Source organism: Pseudomonas neuropathica (assembly GCF_015461835.1).
Taxonomy (GTDB): domain Bacteria; phylum Pseudomonadota; class Gammaproteobacteria; order Pseudomonadales; family Pseudomonadaceae; genus Aquipseudomonas; species Aquipseudomonas neuropathica.
Genome location: NZ_JACOPX010000009.1, coordinates 112,885 through 129,379, shown reverse-complemented (window position 1 = coordinate 129,379; position 16,495 = coordinate 112,885). Strand labels below are relative to the sequence as shown.

General features: G+C 58.9%; 17 protein-coding genes. 11 read left to right on the top strand and 6 right to left on the bottom strand.

Annotated elements, in window-relative coordinates:
• Positions 1-15: 15 nt before the first annotated feature.
• Entirely contained in the window at positions 16-444 is a 429-nt protein-coding gene (locus H8F23_RS14860; protein ID WP_194934862.1) for a DUF4160 domain-containing protein, read from the top strand.
• Positions 441-887: a DUF2442 domain-containing protein gene (locus tag H8F23_RS14855; protein ID WP_194934861.1), complete on the top strand. Its 447-nt coding sequence runs from the start codon at positions 441-443 to the stop codon at positions 885-887. Before H8F23_RS14860 ends, H8F23_RS14855 begins: the two co-directional genes overlap by 4 nt.
• A 55-nt stretch (positions 888-942) precedes the next feature.
• On the opposite strand, the gene trmA is transcribed toward H8F23_RS14855, so the two are convergent.
• Positions 943-2,022 (bottom strand): tRNA (uridine(54)-C5)-methyltransferase TrmA, encoded by a 1,080-nt coding sequence (gene trmA / locus H8F23_RS14850; protein WP_194934860.1) that lies wholly within the window; start codon positions 2,020-2,022, stop codon positions 943-945.
• The gene (locus tag H8F23_RS14845; RefSeq protein ID WP_007909733.1) at positions 2,019-3,314 is read right to left on the bottom strand and encodes an NCS2 family permease; all 1,296 of its coding nucleotides are present in this window, start codon (positions 3,312-3,314) and stop codon (positions 2,019-2,021) included. The genes trmA and H8F23_RS14845 overlap by 4 nt, the downstream gene beginning before the upstream one ends.
• A 222-nt stretch (positions 3,315-3,536) precedes the next feature.
• On the opposite strand from H8F23_RS14845, the gene H8F23_RS14840 reads away from it, so the two are divergent.
• Together H8F23_RS14840 and H8F23_RS14835 are read left to right on the top strand one after the other, a co-directional pair.
• Entirely contained in the window at positions 3,537-3,986 is a 450-nt protein-coding gene (locus tag H8F23_RS14840; RefSeq protein WP_194934859.1) for a DUF4879 domain-containing protein, read from the top strand.
• Positions 3,987-4,053: 67 nt separating this feature from the next.
• Positions 4,054-4,599 (top strand): DJ-1 family glyoxalase III, encoded by a 546-nt coding sequence (locus H8F23_RS14835; protein WP_095048729.1) that lies wholly within the window; start codon positions 4,054-4,056, stop codon positions 4,597-4,599.
• Between the two features lie 12 nt (positions 4,600-4,611).
• On the opposite strand, the gene H8F23_RS14830 is transcribed toward H8F23_RS14835, so the two are convergent.
• Positions 4,612-5,850 (bottom strand): MFS transporter, encoded by a 1,239-nt coding sequence (locus tag H8F23_RS14830; protein WP_194934858.1) that lies wholly within the window; start codon positions 5,848-5,850, stop codon positions 4,612-4,614.
• Between the two features lie 395 nt (positions 5,851-6,245).
• Between H8F23_RS14830 and H8F23_RS14825 the strand changes: the two genes are divergently transcribed.
• The 3 genes from H8F23_RS14825 (at position 6,246) to H8F23_RS14815 (ending at position 8,943) form a co-directional block, all read left to right on the top strand.
• Positions 6,246-7,688, top strand: a complete 1,443-nt coding sequence (locus H8F23_RS14825; protein ID WP_194934857.1) for a cytochrome ubiquinol oxidase subunit I — start codon at positions 6,246-6,248, stop codon at positions 7,686-7,688.
• Between the two features lie 3 nt (positions 7,689-7,691).
• On the top strand, positions 7,692-8,699 hold the full coding sequence (gene cydB, locus H8F23_RS14820; protein ID WP_093434736.1) for a cytochrome d ubiquinol oxidase subunit II: 1,008 nt from the start codon (positions 7,692-7,694) through the stop codon (positions 8,697-8,699).
• A gap of 76 nt (positions 8,700-8,775) precedes the next feature.
• Entirely contained in the window at positions 8,776-8,943 is a 168-nt protein-coding gene (locus tag H8F23_RS14815) for a DUF2474 domain-containing protein (RefSeq protein WP_194934856.1), read from the top strand.
• A 72-nt stretch (positions 8,944-9,015) separates the two neighbouring features.
• On the opposite strand, the gene H8F23_RS14810 is transcribed toward H8F23_RS14815, so the two are convergent.
• Positions 9,016-10,140 (bottom strand): methyltransferase, encoded by a 1,125-nt coding sequence (locus H8F23_RS14810; protein ID WP_194934855.1) that lies wholly within the window; start codon positions 10,138-10,140, stop codon positions 9,016-9,018.
• A 177-nt stretch (positions 10,141-10,317) separates the two neighbouring features.
• Complete coding sequence (locus H8F23_RS14805; protein ID WP_194934854.1) at positions 10,318-11,031, bottom strand: autoinducer binding domain-containing protein; 714 nt, start codon at positions 11,029-11,031, stop codon at positions 10,318-10,320.
• 323 nt (positions 11,032-11,354) lie between these two features.
• Between H8F23_RS14805 and H8F23_RS14800 the strand changes: the two genes are divergently transcribed.
• A complete protein-coding gene (locus H8F23_RS14800; protein WP_194934853.1) occupies positions 11,355-12,131 on the top strand; it encodes a ferredoxin--NADP reductase in 777 nt (258 codons plus the stop codon).
• Positions 12,132-12,177: 46 nt separating this feature from the next.
• Here the strand turns inward: H8F23_RS14800 and mscL are convergent, their stop codons facing one another.
• Positions 12,178-12,591 (bottom strand): large-conductance mechanosensitive channel protein MscL, encoded by a 414-nt coding sequence (gene mscL / locus H8F23_RS14795; protein WP_038361758.1) that lies wholly within the window; start codon positions 12,589-12,591, stop codon positions 12,178-12,180.
• 285 nt (positions 12,592-12,876) lie between these two features.
• On the opposite strand from mscL, the gene katB reads away from it, so the two are divergent.
• Genes katB through radA form a run of 3 tightly spaced genes read left to right on the top strand, consistent with a single transcriptional unit; the run spans position 12,877 to position 16,436 of the window.
• Positions 12,877-14,418 carry a catalase KatB gene (gene katB, locus H8F23_RS14790; RefSeq protein WP_194934852.1) on the top strand — a complete coding sequence of 514 codons (1,542 nt, stop codon included), beginning with the start codon at positions 12,877-12,879 and terminating at the stop codon, positions 14,416-14,418.
• 59 nt (positions 14,419-14,477) lie between these two features.
• Positions 14,478-15,023: an ankyrin repeat domain-containing protein gene (locus tag H8F23_RS14785; RefSeq protein ID WP_194934851.1), complete on the top strand. Its 546-nt coding sequence runs from the start codon at positions 14,478-14,480 to the stop codon at positions 15,021-15,023.
• A 45-nt stretch (positions 15,024-15,068) separates the two neighbouring features.
• Positions 15,069-16,436 (top strand): DNA repair protein RadA, encoded by a 1,368-nt coding sequence (radA, locus tag H8F23_RS14780; protein WP_007909773.1) that lies wholly within the window; start codon positions 15,069-15,071, stop codon positions 16,434-16,436.
• Positions 16,437-16,495 lie beyond the last annotated feature (59 nt).

Sequence of the window (16,495 nt, the reverse complement as noted above, 5' to 3'; positions counted from 1 at the left end):
AACGGATGGGTTAGTATGAAGGTATGCAGCTACAAGGGATTGTCGATACGCGTTATGTTGCGGGATGAGCACTGCCCACCTCACGTTCATGTAAATGCGGGCGTCTGGAATGCGCGATTCCAGTTCAGCTTCTGGCACAACGACATTGATCTGTGGGATGTCGTGCCGCTGTCTCGTCGACCGCCGATGGCCGTGCTGGAGGGCTTGTGTCGATCACTTGGACATCCTGTTCATCTGCGTCGCGCACGTGGGATCTGGTGGTCAGGCTTGCAGACCGTCTGTCTCGACAATCAGGTGTGGGACTGCGAATCAAACGAGGTACCCGTGATGAAAGCGGTTACCGATACTACCTACAGGATCGCTGCAGCGCGCTATGAACCAGAAGAGGACAGGGTGCTTCTGACACTGGTCGGTAAACTGGAAGGAGTTGAAATCCATTTATGAAAGTCATCAAAGCAAAGCCGTCCGTACATCGCCCACTGACGGAAGAAATGCTCGATGCAGCCATAGAACGTGGTGAAGCACGACAGGCCAGCAGTCTGCAGGCGGTTTCTGTGAGCATTGAAAAAACATCTCTGGTCATCCGTTTTGAGGACGGCAGTGGTGTGTTGCTACCGGTGAACCAGTATTCAGAGTTCGACGGGTTTGATGCAGGCGATTACGAGGGGCTGACCGTCGGCTTCGCAGGCACTGCGCTGTGCCATGAGGGCAAAGACCTTGACGTTTCCATTGCCGGGCTGATCTCAGCGAGCCCGTCACTCATGAGGATGGCCGCGTCGGTGGTTGCATCGCGTAACGGTCGTCAGAGCAGTGCTGCAAAGTCCGCCGCGGCACGGGCCAACGGCAAAAAGGGCGGTCGCCCACGCAAGGCCGATCCCGCCCTGTAAGCTCCCACAAAAAAGCCGTCAATCACGACGGCTTTTTCGTATCCGGCATTCGCATTCAGCGCCGGGTCAGCAACACACCCGATTCCATGTGATGCGTCCACGGGAACTGGTCAAACAACGCGCACTGGGTAATGCGGTGCGTGTCGTGCAACTGGGCGATGTTCGCCGCCAGGGTTTCCGGGTTGCAGGAGATGTACAGGATGTTGTCGAAACGCCGGGTCAGCTCGCAGGTGTCCGGATCCATGCCGGCGCGCGGCGGGTCGACGAAGACGCTGCCGAATTCGTAGCTCTTCAGGTCGATGCCTTGCAGGCGGCGGAACGGGCGCACTTCGTTGAGCGCTTCGGTCAGTTCTTCAGCGGACAAACGCACCAGGGTGACGTTATCCACAGCGTTTTCGCTGAGGTTGCTCAGTGCGGCGTTGACCGAGGTCTTGCTGATTTCGGTAGCCAGCACTTTGCGTACGCGGGTGGCGAGCGGCAGGGTGAAGTTGCCGTTACCGCAATACAACTCCAGCAAGTCGTCAGTGCGATCACCGAGTGCTTCGTACGCCCAGTTGAGCATCTTCTGGTTCACCGTGCCGTTCGGCTGAGTGAACGCGCCTTCCGGCTGGCGATAGCTGAAAGTGCGGCCGCCGACATCGAGTTTCTCGACCACGTAATCGAGGCCCAGCACTTCGCGTTTGCCCTTCGAGCGCCCGATGATGCTGACGCCGAGATCCGCCGACAACCTGGTTGCTGCCGCGTGCCAGTGTTCGTCCAGCGGACGGTGATAGCACAGGGTGATCATCGCATCGCCGGCCAGCGTGGTCAGGAACTCCACCTGAAACAGCTTGTGGCTCAGCGCCGAACTGGCTTGCCACGCCGCTTTCAATTGCGGCATCAACTGGTTGATGCGCAGGCTGGCAATCGGGAACTCTTCGATGAGGATCGGCGTGCGTTTGTCGTCCTGCGAGAACATCGCGTAATGCCGCTCGCCGCCCTCGCGCCACAGGCGGAATTCGGCGCGCAGACGGAAGTTCTGCAGCGGCGAGTCGAACACGGTCGGCTCGGGGGCATCGAACGGCGCCAGCAGATCACGCAAACGCGTGACCTTGGCTTCAAGTTGCTCGGCGTAAGCCTGGGAATCGAATGTCATGCGTTGAACCAACCCAACTTGATCACAAACAGAATCGACAGAATCACCAATGCCGGGTTCAGCTCACGGGCGCGACCGGACAACAACTTGATCACGGTCCAGGCGATGAAGCCGAACGCGATGCCGTTGGCGATCGAGTAAGTGAATGGCATGGCCAGCGCGGTCACCACGACCGGCGCGGCGACAGTGATGTCGTCCCAGTCTATTTCCGCCAGACCGGAAGTCATCAACACGGCGACGAACAGCAGTGCCGGCGCGGTGGCGAACGCCGGAACGCTGGCCGCCAATGGCGAGAAGAACAGTGCCAGCAGGAACAGAATCGCCACGACGATGGCCGTCAGACCGGTACGCCCGCCCGCACTCACGCCGGCAGCAGATTCGATGTAACTGGTGGTGGTCGACGTACCCAGCAACGAACCGGCCATGGCCGCGGTGCTGTCGGCGATCAGTGCGCGGCCCATTTTCGGCATGTGGCCGTCCTTGCCCATCAGGCCGGCGCGCTTGGCGACGCCGATCAGGGTGCCGGAGTTGTCGAAGAGGTCGACGAACAGGAACGCGAAAATCACGCTGACCAGACCGATGTCCAGTGCGCCTTTGATGTCCAGTTGCATGAAGGTCGGCGCCAGCGAAGGTGGCATCGAGGTCACGCCGTTGAACGGGGTGAAGCCCATCGCGATGGAAATGATGGTCACCGCCAGAATGCCGATCAGTACTGCACCGCGCACTTTCAGCGCTTCGAGGGCAACGATCAGGGCAAAGCCGAGGGTGGCGAGGATCGGTGCCGGGGCTTTCAAGTCACCAAGGCCGACCATGGTCGCCGGATTGCTGACGACGATACCGGCGTTATGCAGTGCGATCAGCGCCAGGAACAGGCCGATACCGGCGGCAATCGCCGATCGCAGCGGCAGCGGGATGCTGTTGATGATCCATTCACGGATGCGGAAGATCGACAGCAGGAAGAAGCACACCGCCGAGATGAACACCGCGCCAAGCGCCACTTGCCAGGTGTGGCCCATGTGCAGGACAACGGTGTAGGTGAAGAAGGCGTTCAGACCCATGCCCGGCGCAAGGGCGATCGGGTAGTTGGCGATCAGGCCCATGATGGTCGAGCCGATGGCGGCTGCCAGACAGGTGGCGACAAATACCGCGCCTTTGTCCATGCCGGTCTCGCCGAGGATGCTCGGGTTGACGAACAAAATGTAGGCCATGGCCAAGAAAGTCGTGATGCCCGCCAGAATCTCGGTGCGCACGTTGGTGTTGTGTGCCTTGAGTTGAAACAGCCTTTCCAGCATGTCTGCTCCCCGTGGCGCGCGTGGCGCCGTGAATGTATCGACCTCAACAGCAAAGCACAGACCGTCGCAAGCGCCTGGAAAATTGTGGTGGGCCGGAAAAAGCCGCGCATCATACCAGCAGCGTGAGGAATATGGCGGTTGTTGGTGTCGATCGTCGGCGAAGTTTTGCGTTGAAGCCAACTGCGCCATACTGCGCGCTGATTTTTTCGGGACGGGAAGCGCATGAGCAGGTGCTGGATGAAGGTTTCGGGTTTGATTGCAGCACTGATGGCCGTGGCTCCGATAGCGCTGGCGGCCTCGGCGGAGCCGTTGACCCAAGTGAAAGTGATCAAGGTGCAATCGCCGGCCTGTGGCCTGGAGGACATTGGCGATGGCCAGACGCAGACCCAATGCAATCATAGTGGGCCGAGCATCAAGGTCTATGTACTGGAAGTCGGATACGGCCAGAGCCAGCCGCATGCCACCCTGGACGGTTTCGAGGTGAACGGCACCCGAGCGCCGGTCTGTGCCTTTGATAACGGCAACCTGACCGAGTGCACTCCCGGCAACAAGACCGTCGGTTCTCTTTATACCTTCGATCTGGCGGGCAAGCAGGAAGGCACCTTCACCTTCAGCAACACCTCGATCAACGCGCCACGCAATACGATGTCGACCCAGCTTTACATCAAGTAACGGCTGTCTGCGAACAGGGCCGGACAAAGCTGTCTACGCTTGGAAGATCACCCAGCGGATAACGCCCATGACCTTTAGAGCCCTGATTACCCTCGCCGAGGGCATCGATGATCTGCAAAGCGTGACCCTGATCGACGTGCTGCGCAGGGCCGGCATCGAGGTGGTAGCCGCCAGTATTGAAGGGCGACGCATGCTCACCTGCGCGCGTGGCACACGCCTGACCGCCGATGGCATGCTGGTCGATGTGCTGGCGCAAACCTTCGACCTGATCGTACTGCCCGGCGGTGTTGTCGGGTCACAACATCTGGCCGCACATCAACCGCTGCAACAACTGCTCAAGGATCAAGCCAGCGCCGGACGCCTGTTCGCCGCCATCGCCGAATCCCCGGCCGTCGCCCTGCAAACCTTTGGAGTGCTGCGTCAACGACGCATGACCTGTTTGCCCAGCGCCAGCCATCAACTCTCGGGCTGTACGTTTGTTGATCAACCGGTGGTGGTCGACGGCAATTGCATCACCGCGCAAGGTTCCAGCGCTGCGCTGGAGTTTGCCTTGACGCTGGTCGAGCAACTCGGCGGCAAGGCCTTGCGGGTGAAAGTGGCGGGGGAGTTGTAGGTCTGGATCGCTTCAGACCTTCACCTCTTCCACCGGCACATGCATCCGGTCCCGGTTAGCCAGCGTCGGAAACAACTTGATCCACGTCCCCGTCACTACCAGCGTACCGATCCCGCCCATCACCACCGCCGGCACCGTGCCGAACCAGTGAGCGGTGACACCGGACTCGAATTCGCCCAACTGATTGGAAGCGCCGATAAACAGCCCGTTCACCGCGCTGACCCGGCCGCGCATTTCGTCGGGGGTTTCCAATTGTACGAAAGAGGCGCGGATGACCATGCTGATCATGTCCGCCGCGCCGAGCACTACCAGCACCGCCAGCGAGAACCAGAACGAGGTCGACAGGCCGAAGGCGATAGTTGCAACACCGAATACGCCGACCGCCGTGAACATTATCCGGCCAACGTTGCGTTCCACGGCAAATCGGGCGAGGAACAGCGACATCCCCAGTGCGCCGACCGCCGGTGCCGAACGTAGTAGGCCGAGGCCCCACGGCCCGGTCAGCAGGATGTCCTTGGCGAATACCGGCAGCAACGCCGTGGCCCCGCCGAGGAGTACCGCAAACAAATCCAGCGAAATCGCCCCGAGAATGTCCGGGCGGCTGCGAATGAAGCGAATCCCCGCCAGCAACGAGTCCAGCGTGGCTTTGCCTTTGTTCAACGGCGTTTGCCGCGCGGGCAGGTTGAGCATCAAGGTGCAGGCAATGACATACAGCAGCACGGTCGGGCCATACACCCAGACGCTGCCGAACGCGTAGAGCAAGCCGCCCAGCGCCGGGGCGACGATGGTTGCCGACTGTTGCGCCGATTGTGCCGCTGCCACCGCGCGTGGGAACAGTGCGCTGGGCACAATACTCGGCAGCAGTGCCTGGGTGGTCGGCATCTCGAACGAACGCGCCGCGCCGAGCAGGAAGGCGAGGATGAAGATCATCTCGCGGGTGACGTGATCGGTGGCGCTGCCGATGGCCAGCGCCAGGGCGATCAATGCCTGCAACGACTGACAGATCGCCGCGACTTTGCGTCGGTCATAGCGGTCGGCGACATGCCCGGTGTGCAGCATGAACAGCACACGCGGGGCGAATTCGACCAGGCCGACCAGACCCAGATCGAGGACGTTGCCGGTCAATTGGTAGAGGTTCCAGCCAATTGCCACAGTGAGCATCTGAAAGCCGCTGGCGGTGAAGATCCGCGCGAACCAGAAAGCGAGAAACGGACGATGGTGACGTAAAAGCAGGGGCTCTTGGCTGGGCATCTGAAGGCAGGTCTGGCTCGAGGGGAACCGCGAGGTTATCACCAGTCTGTAACAGGAAGTTGCTATGACAAAAAATTTAGTTAGCCAGACATCGATTTCCTCAAGCTCGCCGCAAGAAATCCATTGCAGAGCATTGCCGCGCCGATGAGGCAACTTGTCACGCGGCAAACGACCACGCAGTTGTTCGTCGGAAATGGGACTACTCTTTCAACGTTGCTTGATCCAGATCAAGACCCTCCCGGGCCATGCTCTGGTGGCCCGTTGGCCAGACTCCCTGCGTTGCGATGGTTGTTAAAAAAGAACGAATCAGAATTCGCCGCACTCCATATCCGTGGGGGCAGTAGGCGCAGGGGCCACAAGCCCCGAAGCCGGTATTACCTGACAGAGGAAGACTTATGTTCGGTTTAGAGGCACTCGATCTCGCCCGAATTCAGTTCGCGTTCACCATTTCGTTCCACATCCTGTTCCCGGCCATCACCATCGGCCTGGCGAGTTACCTCGCTGTGCTCGAAGGCTTGTGGCTGAAAACCCATAACGACACCTACCGTGACCTTTACCATTTCTGGTCGAAGATCTTTGCCGTCAACTTCGGCATGGGCGTGGTCTCGGGGCTCGTCATGGCCTACCAGTTCGGCACCAACTGGAGCCGCTTCTCGGACTTCGCTGGCGCCGTCACCGGGCCGTTGCTGACCTATGAAGTGCTCACGGCATTCTTCCTTGAGGCCGGTTTCCTCGGGGTGATGCTGTTTGGCTGGAATAAGGTCGGACGTGGGCTGCACTTCTTTTCCACCGTCATGGTGGCCATCGGCACGCTGATTTCGACGTTCTGGATTCTCGCGTCCAATAGCTGGATGCAGACCCCGCAGGGCTTCGAGATCGTCAACGGTCAGGTAATCCCCACCGACTGGCTGGCAATCATTTTCAACCCTTCGTTCCCTTATCGTCTGATGCACATGGCAACGGCTGCGTTTGTCGCCACGGCGTTCTTCGTCGGCTCTTCGGCGGCCTGGCACTTGCTTCGCGGCAAGGACAATCCGGCGATCCGCACGATGCTGTCGATGGCGATGTGGATGGCGCTGATCGTCGCGCCGATCCAGGCCGTGATCGGCGACTTCCATGGCCTGAATACGCTCGAGCATCAGCCGGCGAAAATCGCCGCGATCGAAGGTCACTGGGAAAACAAGGGCGACGAAGCGACGCCGCTGATCCTGTTCGGCTGGCCGGACATGAAAGAAGAGAAAACCAGATTCGCCGTGGAAATCCCGTACCTCGGCAGCCTGATCCTCACTCACTCGCTGGACAAACAGGTCCCGGCGCTCAAGGAATTCCCGCCGGAAGACCGGCCGAATTCGACCATTGTGTTCTGGTCGTTCCGGATCATGGTCGGCCTCGGTTTCCTGATGATCTTCACCGGTCTGTGGAGCCTGTGGCTGCGTAAACGCGACTCGCTCTACACCTCGCGACCTTTCCTGTACCTGGCGTTGTGGATGGGACCTTCGGGCCTGATTGCGATTCTTGCGGGCTGGTTCACCACGGAAATCGGTCGTCAGCCGTGGGTGGTTTACGGCTTGATGCGCACCGCGGATGCCTCTTCCAACCACAGCTTCATGCAGATGAGCATCACCCTGATCATGTTTGTGGTGGTGTATTTCGCCCTGTTCGGCGCAGGTCTCGGTTACATGATGCGCCTGGTGCGCAAAGGGCCGAAGATCAGCGAAGGCGCCGAGACGCCGGACGGTGGTCCAGGCAAGCAGCGTACTCCGGCGCGTCCTTTGTCCGCCGCCGACGATTCGGCCGATGCCGATCACGACACCCCCAGCCTGACCAAGGAGATTTGAGCCATGGGTATTGATCTTCCGCTGATCTGGGCCGTGATCATCATCTTCGGCATCATGATGTACGTGGTCATGGACGGCTTCGATCTGGGCATCGGGATTCTTTTCCCGTTCATCCCGGGCAAAGTCGACCGTGACGTGATGATGAACACGGTCGCGCCGGTCTGGGACGGCAATGAAACCTGGTTGGTGCTGGGCGGCGCGGCATTGTTCGGCGCCTTCCCGCTGGCTTATTCGGTGGTGTTGTCGGCGCTGTATCTGCCGCTGATATTCATGCTGATCGGGTTGATCTTCCGCGGCGTGGCGTTCGAATTCCGCTTCAAGGCCAAGGACGACAAGCGCCACTTGTGGGACAAGGCCTTTATCGGCGGCTCCGTGGCGGCGACATTCTTCCAGGGTGTGGCGTTGGGCGCGTTCATCGACGGCTTGCCGGTGGTCAATCGGCAGTTCGCCGGCGGCTCGCTGGATTGGCTGACACCGTTCACTCTGTTCTGCGGCGCCGCACTCGTGGTGGCGTATGCCTTGCTCGGCTGCACCTGGCTGATCATGAAAACCGAAGGCAAGTTGCAAGAGCAAATGCACAATCTGGCGCGGCCACTGGCATTCGTGCTGTTGGCGGTGATCGGTGTCGTCAGCCTGTGGACACCGCTGGCACACCCGGAAATCGCTTCGCGCTGGTTCAGCATGCCGAACCTGTTCTGGTTCATGCCGGTGCCGATTCTGGTGTTGGTGACAATGTACGGCCTGATCCGCGCCGTGGCGCGCAATGCCAACTACATGCCGTTCCTGCTGACCCTGGTGCTGATCTTCCTCGGCTACAGCGGTCTGGGCATCAGCCTGTGGCCGAATATCGTGCCGCCGTCGATCTCGATCTGGGACGCCGCCGCACCGCCGCAAAGTCAGGGCTTCATGCTGGTGGGTACGCTGTTCATCATTCCGTTCATCCTGGGTTACACCTTCTGGAGCTACTACGTGTTCCGCGGCAAGGTCACCCATGAGGACGGTTATCACTAAGCACAACCCTTTGGGAGCGAGCTTGCTCGCGATGGCGTCGGTAGCGGCGCCATCGATCTTACTGAGGATCGAAACAATGACCGGCAAACATTCCCTGCACGACATTGAAGAAGCCGAAAAAAAACCGCTGTGGCAGCGGCTCGGCTGGTTGGCCTTGATCTGGGTCGGTAGCGTCGGTGCGCTGTTTATCGCTGCGAGCCTGATGCGCCTGTTCATGAATGCGGCAGGCCTGACCACGCACTGAATCATCCCGTCCCGGCGCCTTCGGGTACGGCTTTGCAACCCTCCTCACGGAGGGTTTTTTTTGCCTTGAGGTTTACTTGCGCGCTTTGAGGATGACGAATTTCGGCGTGGCGGCCACTTGCTCGACGCCGCGGAACAGCCGCGCCAGTTTGCTGTGGTAACCCAGATGGCGGTTGCCGACGATGTACAGTGCGCCACCCACCACCAGCGCTTCGCGCGCCTGCTGGAACATGCGCCAGGCGAGGAAATCGCCCACCACTTGCTGCTGATGGAACGGCGGATTGCACAGCACCACGTCCAGCGACTGCGCTTCCTGTCCGGCCAGGCCGTCGCCGGCTCGCACGATCACTTCGCGGTCGCCCAGCGCTGCGCGCCAGTTTTCGCTAGCCGATTGCACCGCCATGTACGACTCGTCGACCAGCGTGTAGTGCGCATCAGGGTTTTGCAGAGCACTCGCGATTGCCAGTACACCGTTGCCACAGCCCAGATCGGCGACTCGGGCGCTGCCCAGATTTTTCGGCAGATGCGGCAGGAACGCACGCGTGCCGATATCCAGGCCTTCGCGACAGAACACGTTGGCGTGGTTGAGCAACTCGATCGGTGGCTCGTCGAGGCGATAGCGTGACGGGTAGGGCGAGACGGCCGGGGCTTTTGCTTCAGGCGTGGCAATCAGCAAGCGAGCCTTTTTCACCGCCAGCGAAGCTTGCACCGGGCCAATGTAGCGTTCAAGCAGATCACCGGCGGCGCGTGGCAGGTGTTTGACCATGGCCGCTGCGACGACTTCGGCGCCGGGGGCGAGTTGTCCCTGCAAGCGGATCAGTTGTTCTTCCAGCAGTGCGAGGGTTTTCGGCACGCGGATCAGCACCCGGTCGAACGGTCCGACCAATGGCTCGCTGGCGGGGATCCCGCGAACTGCGTCAAACGCCTGACCATTGCGCAGCAGGTTTTTTTCCAGCCCCTGGAAACCGAGAAAGGAGTCACCGCTACTACTGACCCTGACCTTGCCCGACAAACTGGCAGCCAAGGCACCAAAGCTGTCGTTGAGCACCAATACGCGCGTGTCCGCCGCCGGTTGTTGCGCCGCCAGATGGTTGAGCAGGTATTCGTCAGCGGCATCGAAGGCTTGCAGCGGTTCGTTCTGCTGTTCGGGCTGGCGGATCAGGTCGAGTTGGGCAAAGGGCGTATCAAGCAAAGGCATGGGGCGGGAACTCAGGGTAATCAACGGGGTGTTCCACAGCCCTGACATTGTGCTGCGGCACCGACCGAGTGTACTGCAACGCCGAATGTTCACGTCATCACTCAGGAGGGGCGCGAATGGTACGTTTTTTTCTACGTTATTACCTGCACGTTTTATAGGGGACGCAAGACTGCTTGATTAGATGATGCCGGCTCTGGCGGCCGCGATGACAGCGGAAATCTTGTTGCAGACGTTGAGTTTCTCGATGACGTTCTGCACGTGGTAGTTCACGGTGCGTTCGCTCAGGCTGAGGATTTTCGAAATCTCATAAGCGGTCTTGCCGCCGGCTGATAATTGCAGAACCTCCAGTTCGCGGGGCGACAGGTGCGGTTGGCGGGGCTTGAGAGATTGGGGCGGCAGCGACCGGGCGAACAGTTCACTCAGGTGACTGGTGGCGTAGAACATATAACCAAAATGTTCATACAACTCCAGAGGACTGATGGGGCAATGCTTGCGTGCCAGGCTGATAATGCTGCACAAACCGCTTTGCTCATGGTGGAACGACTGTGACCAGCCATATTGCAGTCCATATTGCTGCAAACCCTGCCAAAGCTGAGGCTTTTCTGCAAATACTGACTCGCTCCAGACGATGGGCATCATTGAGTGAGTGCAGTGTGCTATCAGTGGGTCGATTTTACTGTAATGTTTCTGATCATATTGTGCGTTCCATTCTTTGGGGTAGTTGTTGATTTGCATGGGATCAAGACGTAGTTCCCGATTGGGTGAAGTAACCGAAATGGCACAAAAATTAAAGCCCAGGTTTTCTGCGAATCTCAACAAAATCGTATAAGCAGCGTCTATATCCCTGGCGAAAGTCAGTTGCTTTAACTGCGACTCCTTCCACGTTTCCATTACAGAGTCTCCATTGGTATTGCTGGGGGGGGCGCAAAATGGATCCAAAAGATCCGGCACGCAACGGAGTGTAGGACGTTTCATACAAGGGGCATTAAATTTTTTCGGTATTGATGGTGAGAATGTTTTTATAAAAGGTTCTTAGCGAATGACGGCGTTTAGTATTCAGGTCGTCATCCTAACTTTCAGTTTTACATTTAAGTTTTCTTGATGAGTTGAGTTTCTATTCATGTAGGTGAATAGCTGAATGCCATTACTCATCGTCGGTGTTTAAGGCGACCAATATGCGCGACACTGGCAGCAATCGTTCAATGGAGTGCCCCATGACCGCCAGTGCCGAGAAATACACCACGCAGACATTGCTTGATGTTCAACCCTTGACCCCAAGCCTGTTTACCTTGCGTACCAGCCGGGATGCAGGGTTCCGTTTCCGCGCCGGGCAGTTTGCCAGGCTCGGTGTGGCCAAAGCCGATGGCAGCATTGTGTGGCGTGCCTATTCGATGGTGTCGTCGCCTTTTGACGAGTTTCTTGAGTTCTTTTCCATTGTCGTGCCGGGCGGGGAGTTCACCAGTGAGCTGAGTCGGCTGCAGGTCGGCGACACCTTGCTGGTGGATCGCCAGGCTTTCGGCTACCTGACGCTGGACCGTTTCGTCGACGGTCGCGATCTGTGGCTGTTATCCACAGGCACCGGGGTGGCGCCGTTTCTGTCGATTCTGCAGGACTTTGAAGTCTGGGAAAAATTCGAGCGCATCATTCTGGTGTACAGCGTGCGCGAAGCGCGGGAGTTGGCCTATCAGGCGTTGATTGCCGGACTCACGCAGCGTGACTACCTCAGCGAGCATGCGCACAAGTTGCAGTTCATCGCGACGGTGACGCGTGAAGCGCATCCTGGTGCACTGCACGGGCGCATCACCACCCTGATTGAAAATGGTGAGCTGGAGCGCGCAGCAGGTGTAGAGCTGTCAGCGCAACACTCGCGCGTCATGCTGTGCGGTAATCCACAGATGATCGATGACACGCGCGCGCTGCTGAAAAAACGCCACATGAGCCTCAGCCTGTCCCGCCGACCCGGTCAGGTGGCCGTGGAAAACTACTGGTAAACAAACGGCGCCTCGAAGGCGCCGTTGTTTCTATCGTGCACAGCATTCAGGGCCGGGTGTTCTGGGCCTTGAGCAAGTCGCGGATCTCGCCCAGCAACTCTTCTTCCTTGGTCGGCACCGGTGGCAGGGTAGGGGCCACGGCCTCTTCGCGTTTGAGGCGGTTGATGGCTTTTACGCCCATGAAAATGGCGAACGCGACGATCACGAAGTCCAGAATGGTCTGGAGGAATTTGCCGTAGGCCATCACCACCGCAGGCGCAGCGCCATCGGCGGCTTTGAGCGTGATGGCTAAATCACTGAAGTCCACGCCACCGATCAACAGGCCGATTGGCGGCATGATGACGTCCCCGACAAACGACGAAACAATCTTGCCGAAGGCAGCACCGATGATGATACCGACGGCCATGTCGACCACATTGCCTTTGACCGCGAAGGCCTTGAACTCACTTAGCACGCCCATAGTTATTTCCTTGTTACAGATGAGTTTGGTGTACGCAGTGTAAATCAGCAAAACGCGTCCTGCGCGAAACACCTTCTTACAATGCCCGTTTTTATCGACACATCAATCGACGATTAGTTTGCAAAGTGCCAGCAATCGCGCGCGAAATATACTGTAACTCGCTGATCGAAAAGCCAATTTTCTCAATCATGGCGTTACGTTCTTTCTATTTATGTTCGACGCCGCAGGCCTCTAGCCTTGGGTTGGCGCACCTGGATGCGCCCAAAAAAACCAGAGGATCCTGATATGAACTCCGCACTTGGACTGGGGGCTTTTCCCCGTCGTCGCACACTCGGCGTACTCACCGCCAGCCTGTTGACCTTCTCCGTAAACGCCGCGCCCCTGACCCGCGATAACGGTGCAGCGGTCGGCGACAATCAGAACTCGCAGACCGCCGGTGCCAATGGCCCGGTGCTGCTGCAGGATGTGCAGTTGATTCAGAAGCTGCAGCGTTTTGACCGTGAACGCATTCCCGAGCGTGTGGTTCACGCCCGCGGTACCGGCGCCCATGGCACCTTCACCGTGACCAACGATCTCACTGACCTGAGCAAGGCCAAGGTGTTCGCCGCTGGCCAGAGCACGCCGGTATTCGTGCGCTTCTCCGCGGTGGTGCACGGCAATCACTCGCCGGAAACCCTGCGTGATCCACGAGGTTTCGCCACCAAGTTTTACACGGCCGACGGCAACTGGGACCTGGTCGGCAATAACTTTCCGACCTTTTTCATCCGCGACGCGATCAAGTTTCCCGACATGGTGCACGCGTTCAAACCGGATCCGCGGACAAACCTTGACGACGATTCTCGCCGATTCGACTTCTTTTCTCATGTACCGGAAGCCACCCGTACCCTGACCGAGTTGTATTCGAACTCGGGAACGCCGGCCAGTTATCGAGAAATGGACGGTAATGGTGTTCATGCTTATAAGTTGATTAACGCCAAGGGTGAAGTTCACTACGTCAAGTTTCACTGGAAGAGCTTGCAGGGACTTAATAACCTCACGCCAAAACAAGTCGCGAAGGTTCAGGGTCAAGACTACAGTCATATGACCAATGACCTGGTGAGCAACATTAATAAAGGTAACTTCCCGAAATGGGACTTGTACATTCAAGTGCTGAAACCACAAGATTTGTCCAAGTTTGATTTTGATCCATTAGACGCCACCAAGATTTGGCCAGGTATTCCTGAACGAAAAGTTGGACAAATGGTGTTGAACCGTAATCCGGCGAATGTCTTCCAGGAAACCGAACAAGTGGCCATGGCGCCAGCCAATGTAGTTCCAGGTATCGAACCTTCCGAAGACCGTTTGTTACAAGGCCGAGTGTTCTCTTATGCCGATACGCAAATGTATCGCCTGGGTGCCAATGCCCTGCAATTGCCGATCAATGCGCCGAAAGTTGCCGTGAACAATGGCAACCAGGATGGCGCGATGAACTTCGGCGCCAGCAACAGTGGTGTGAACTATCAGCCAAGCCGACTGCAACCCCGTGACGAGACGCCAGGCGCGCGTTACAGCCAATCGGCGCTATCGGGCAGCACGCAGCAGGCGAAAATCCAGCGTGAGCAGAACTTCAAGCAGGCCGGTGATCTGTATCGCTCGTTCAGCAAGAAGGAACGCCGGGACCTGATCGACAGCTTCGGCGGCTCGCTGGCAACCACCGATGATGAGAGCAAGCACATCATCCTGTCCTTCCTTTATAAGGCCGATCCGGAATATGGCACTGGCGTCACTGAAGTGGCCAAAGGCGACCTGAGCCGGGTCAAGGCGCTGGCAGCGAAACTGGTCGACTGATACCGATGCCGCGCACGCGGGGCCTGAGTCAGGCCCCGTTCCGTTAAAGGAGAATGCTGATGCGAAGCTGTCTTTTACTCTTGGCCGGTTGCCTGTCGTTCGCCGCATGGGCGGCACCGGTCGAGCAGAGTCCCGAGGCAATCCAGGCCCAACTGCGCGACTATTACTTCGATGCGGCCCGACGCGGTGATGTGCCGATGCTCGACACGTTCATCGAGTCCGGGTATTCCCTGGACACCCACGACAGCAAGGGTTACACCGCGCTGATTCTGGCGGCCTATCACGGTCAGGCTCCAGCCGTGGAGCGTTTACTTGCAGCCGGCGCCGATGCCTGTGCCCAGGATCAACGCGGCAACACCGCGCTGATGGGGGCGATTTTCAAAGGTGAAGTACAGATCGCCCGGCGCCTGATGGCCACTGATTGCAGCCCCGATCAGCGTAATGGCGCCGGGCAGACGGCAGCCATGTACGCCGGATTGTTCAAGCGTCTGGAATTGCTCGATGCGCTGAAGGCCAAGGGCGCGGACCTGAATGCCGAAGATCCGTTGGGTAATAGCGCCGCGCGTCTGGCCAGTGGCGAAATCCGTAGTGCGGCGCCGCGCTGATCGGCGGTACGTGCGTTATCATCGCGGTTTTTGTCGGGGGTTCTGATGGCCAAGGCCAAGCGCATGTACGGTTGCACCGAGTGCGGCGCAACCTTTCCCAAGTGGGCCGGGCAGTGCGGTGAATGCGGTGCCTGGAACACCCTGACCGAGACCATGATCGAAAGCGGCGGTGCCACGGCACCGACCGGGCGCACCGGCTGGGCTGGGCAGCAGGCGCAGATCAAGACCCTGGCCGAAGTCAGCATCGAAGAAATCCCGCGCTTTTCCACCGCGTCCGGTGAGCTGGACCGGGTCCTCGGTGGCGGTCTGGTCGACGGCTCGGTGGTGCTGATCGGCGGCGATCCGGGCATCGGCAAATCGACCATTCTGTTGCAGACCCTGTGCAACCTGGCCAAAAGCATGCCGGCTCTCTACGTCACCGGCGAAGAATCCCAACAGCAAGTGGCCATGCGTGCCCGGCGCCTCGGCTTACCGCAGGATCAACTGCGGGTAATGACCGAAACCTGCATCGAAACCATCATCGCCACCGCCCGTCAGGAAAAGCCCAAGGTGATGGTGATCGACTCGATCCAGACGATCTTCACCGAACAGCTGCAATCGGCCCCCGGCGGTGTTTCCCAGGTGCGTGAGAGCGCGGCGCTGCTGGTGCGTTATGCAAAACAGAGCGGCACGGCGATTTTCCTCGTCGGCCACGTCACCAAGGAAGGCGCGCTCGCGGGTCCCCGAGTTCTCGAACACATGGTCGACACCGTGCTGTATTTCGAAGGCGAGTCCGATGGGCGTTTGCGTTTGCTGCGTGCGGTGAAAAACCGTTTCGGCGCGGTCAACGAACTCGGTGTGTTCGGCATGACCGACAAGGGGTTGAAAGAAGTCTCCAACCCTTCGGCGATTTTTCTTACCCGTGCGCAGGAAGAAGTCCCCGGCAGTGTGGTCATGGCCACGTGGGAAGGCACACGGCCGATGCTGGTGGAAGTGCAGGCGCTGGTCGATGACAGCCATCTGGCCAATCCGCGTCGGGTGACGCTGGGGCTGGATCAGAACCGTTTGGCGATGCTGCTCGCGGTTTTGCATCGACATGGAGGAATTCCGACGCACGACCAGGACGTCTTTCTCAATGTGGTCGGTGGGGTGAAGGTGCTGGAAACGGCGTCGGATCTGGCGTTGATGGCGGCGGTGATGTCGAGTTTGCGCAATCGTCCGTTGCCGCATGATCTGCTGGTATTCGGTGAGGTGGGCTTGTCCGGTGAAGTCCGTCCGGTCCCGAGCGGCCAGGAACGTCTGAAGGAGGCGGCCAAGCATGGCTTCAAGCGGGCGATCGTGCCGAAGGGCAATGCGCCGAAGGAGTCCCCGCCGGGTTTGCAGATCATCGCCGTGACCCGCCTCGAACAGGCCCTCGACGCACTCTTCGAATAAACCCCGGCCTCTGTAGGAGTGAGCCTGCTCGCGATAGCGGTGAACCAGTCAACGCAAAT

Excerpts from the sequence above, each read along its gene's own strand:
- H8F23_RS14860 (WP_194934862.1), top strand. The coding sequence starts at position 16 with ATGAAGGTATGCAGCTACAAGGGATTGTCGATACGCGTTATGTTGCGG.
- H8F23_RS14855 (WP_194934861.1), top strand. The coding sequence starts at position 441 with ATGAAAGTCATCAAAGCAAAGCCGTCCGTACATCGCCCACTGACGGAA.
- trmA (WP_194934860.1), bottom strand. The coding sequence starts at position 2,022 with ATGACATTCGATTCCCAGGCTTACGCCGAGCAACTTGAAGCCAAGGTC.
- H8F23_RS14845 (WP_007909733.1), bottom strand. The coding sequence starts at position 3,314 with ATGCTGGAAAGGCTGTTTCAACTCAAGGCACACAACACCAACGTGCGC.
- H8F23_RS14840 (WP_194934859.1), top strand. The coding sequence starts at position 3,537 with ATGAGCAGGTGCTGGATGAAGGTTTCGGGTTTGATTGCAGCACTGATG.
- H8F23_RS14835 (WP_095048729.1), top strand. The coding sequence starts at position 4,054 with ATGACCTTTAGAGCCCTGATTACCCTCGCCGAGGGCATCGATGATCTG.
- H8F23_RS14830 (WP_194934858.1), bottom strand. The coding sequence starts at position 5,850 with ATGCCCAGCCAAGAGCCCCTGCTTTTACGTCACCATCGTCCGTTTCTC.
- H8F23_RS14825 (WP_194934857.1), top strand. The coding sequence starts at position 6,246 with ATGTTCGGTTTAGAGGCACTCGATCTCGCCCGAATTCAGTTCGCGTTC.
- cydB (WP_093434736.1), top strand. The coding sequence starts at position 7,692 with ATGGGTATTGATCTTCCGCTGATCTGGGCCGTGATCATCATCTTCGGC.
- H8F23_RS14815 (WP_194934856.1), top strand. The coding sequence starts at position 8,776 with ATGACCGGCAAACATTCCCTGCACGACATTGAAGAAGCCGAAAAAAAA.
- H8F23_RS14810 (WP_194934855.1), bottom strand. The coding sequence starts at position 10,140 with ATGCCTTTGCTTGATACGCCCTTTGCCCAACTCGACCTGATCCGCCAG.
- H8F23_RS14805 (WP_194934854.1), bottom strand. The coding sequence starts at position 11,031 with ATGGAAACGTGGAAGGAGTCGCAGTTAAAGCAACTGACTTTCGCCAGG.
- H8F23_RS14800 (WP_194934853.1), top strand. The coding sequence starts at position 11,355 with ATGACCGCCAGTGCCGAGAAATACACCACGCAGACATTGCTTGATGTT.
- mscL (WP_038361758.1), bottom strand. The coding sequence starts at position 12,591 with ATGGGCGTGCTAAGTGAGTTCAAGGCCTTCGCGGTCAAAGGCAATGTG.
- katB (WP_194934852.1), top strand. The coding sequence starts at position 12,877 with ATGAACTCCGCACTTGGACTGGGGGCTTTTCCCCGTCGTCGCACACTC.
- H8F23_RS14785 (WP_194934851.1), top strand. The coding sequence starts at position 14,478 with ATGCGAAGCTGTCTTTTACTCTTGGCCGGTTGCCTGTCGTTCGCCGCA.
- radA (WP_007909773.1), top strand. The coding sequence starts at position 15,069 with ATGGCCAAGGCCAAGCGCATGTACGGTTGCACCGAGTGCGGCGCAACC.